2 protein-coding genes are annotated in these 2,064 nt (G+C 74.2%); both read right to left on the reverse strand.

Annotated elements, in window-relative coordinates; translation table 11 throughout:
* Window positions 1-218: 218 nt before the first annotated feature.
* Window positions 219-815, reverse strand: coding sequence for a GNAT family N-acetyltransferase (locus ACTS11_RS02305; RefSeq protein ID WP_442638736.1), 597 nt, complete (start codon window positions 813-815; stop codon window positions 219-221).
* The coding region (gene glmS / locus ACTS11_RS02310) for a glutamine--fructose-6-phosphate transaminase (isomerizing) (protein WP_442638737.1) at window positions 812-2,064 on the reverse strand (1,253 nt) is incomplete at its 5' end. The genes ACTS11_RS02305 and glmS, both read right to left, overlap by 4 nt.

Raw genomic sequence — 2,064 nt, forward strand, 5'->3', positions numbered from 1 at the left:
GCGCCGGCGGCCGGCGCAGGCGTCGGCCCCCCCCTGCGCCCGGACGCCCGCGATCCTGCCCGGGCCGGTCGCCCGCCGGGCCCCGGGGCGCGGAGCCGGGGCCCGGCGCGCATCGGAGCCGGGTTCGCGGCGGGCCCAGACGGGGCGCGGTGACATCGGCACCGGGGAGCCGCGGGCCGGGCCTCGGGGGGCACGGGCGCCCGGAAGGCGCCCGCGCCTCACCTCGGGCGCACGAGCTGCCAGTCGAGATGCGCGCGCACCGTCGGCCACTCGGCGGCCGTGACCGAGTAGACGGCCGTGTCGCGGAGCGTCCCGTTCGGCAGGCGCATGTGCGCGCGCAGGATGCCGTCGAGCTGCGCGCCCAGCCGCTCGATGGCGCGGCGGGACTGCGCGTTCAGCCGGTGGGTGCGGAACTCCACCGCCGCGCAGCGCCAGACCTCGAAGGCATGGCCCATCATCAGGCGCTTGGCCTCGGTGTTCACGGGGCCGCGCTGGGCCGAGGGGGCGAGCCAGGTCGAGCCGATCTCGACCCGCGGCACGCCGTGGTCGATGTGCATGAAGGTCGTCATGCCGACGGGCCGCCCCGAGGCGTCGCAGGTGGCGAAGGGGATCATCGAGCCGAGATCGCGGAGCTTGAGGCGCCGCGCGATCTCGGACGCCATGCCCTCGGGCGAGGGGACGCTGGTGTACCAGATCTCCCAGAGGCGGCCCTCGGCGCTCGCCTCCGACAGCGCGGGCGCGTGGTCCTGCGAGAGCGGCTGGAGCGTGACGTGCCGCCCCGTCAGGCGCAGGTCGGGCGGGCCGAGGCGGCTCATTCCACGGTCACGGATTTCGCGAGGTTGCGCGGCTGGTCCACGTCGGTGCCCTTGTGGATCGCCGTGTGGTAGGCGAGGAGCTGGGCCGGGATCGCGTGCAGCATGGGGGCGGCGAGCCGCCCGGCCTCGGGCAGGACCAGCACCGCCTCGGCGCCGTCGCCCGCGCGGGCCGCGCCGGCCGCGTCGGTGATCAGCGTCACCGGCCCGTGGCGGGCCATCACCTCCTGCATGTTCGACACGGTCTTGTCGAAGAGCGCGTCGTGCGGCGCGAAGACCAGCACCGGAAGGCTCCGGTCGATCAGCGCGATGGGGCCGTGCTTGAGCTCGCCCGAGGCATAGGCCTCGGCGTGGATGTAGCTCAGTTCCTTGAGCTTCAGCGCGGCCTCGAGCGCGGTCGCGTACATCACGCCGCGCCCGAGGAAGAGCGCGGATCTCGCCTCGGCGAGGCGGGTCGCAAGCTCCACGATCTCGGGCTCGAGCGCGAGGACCTTGCGCATCTGCTCGGGCACGTGGCGGAGCGCGTCGATCTCGGCGGCGAGTTCGGCCTTCGTCAGGACGCCGCGCTGGCCCGCCGCGTGCAGCGCCAGCAGCGCCAGGACCCCGAGCTGGTTGGTGTAGGCCTTGGTCGAGGCGACCGAGACCTCGACGCCCGCGAGGATCGCCAGCGCCACGTCGCTCTCGCGCGCGATCGACGAGGTGCCGACGTTCACGAGGCTCGCCACCAGAGCCGCCTTGCCGCGCATGTAGCGCAGCGCCGCCAGCGTGTCCGCCGTCTCGCCCGACTGGCTGACGAAGAGCGCGAGCGTGCGCGGCGGCACCGGCGGCTCGCGGTAGCGGAACTCGGAGGCGACGTCGACCTCGCAGGGCAGGCCCGCCACCTGCTCGAACCAGTATTTCGCGGTCAGGCAGGAGTAGTAGCCCGTGCCGCAGGCCACCATCACCACCCGGTCGAAGCCGGTGAAGTCCAGCGCCTCGGGAAAGGCGGGCGCGCCGCCGGGCGCATAGCGGGCCAGCGCCTCGGCGAAGACCGTGGGCTGCTCGTGGATCTCCTTGGCCATGAAGTGCTTGTAGCCGGCCTTGTCGATCACGGCCGCGGACTGCTCGATCCGAGTGACGGCGCGCGCGACGGGCGTGCCGTCGGCGGCGAAGACCTCGGCGCCCGCGCGGGTGACGAAGGCGTGGTCCCCCTCGTCGAGATAGGTGATCCGGTCGGTCGTCGGCGCCAGCGCGATGGCGTCCGTGCCGAGAT

It is taken from the genome of Roseicyclus sp. (genome assembly GCF_052168335.1).
In the GTDB taxonomy this organism is placed as follows: domain Bacteria; phylum Pseudomonadota; class Alphaproteobacteria; order Rhodobacterales; family Rhodobacteraceae; genus Roseibacterium.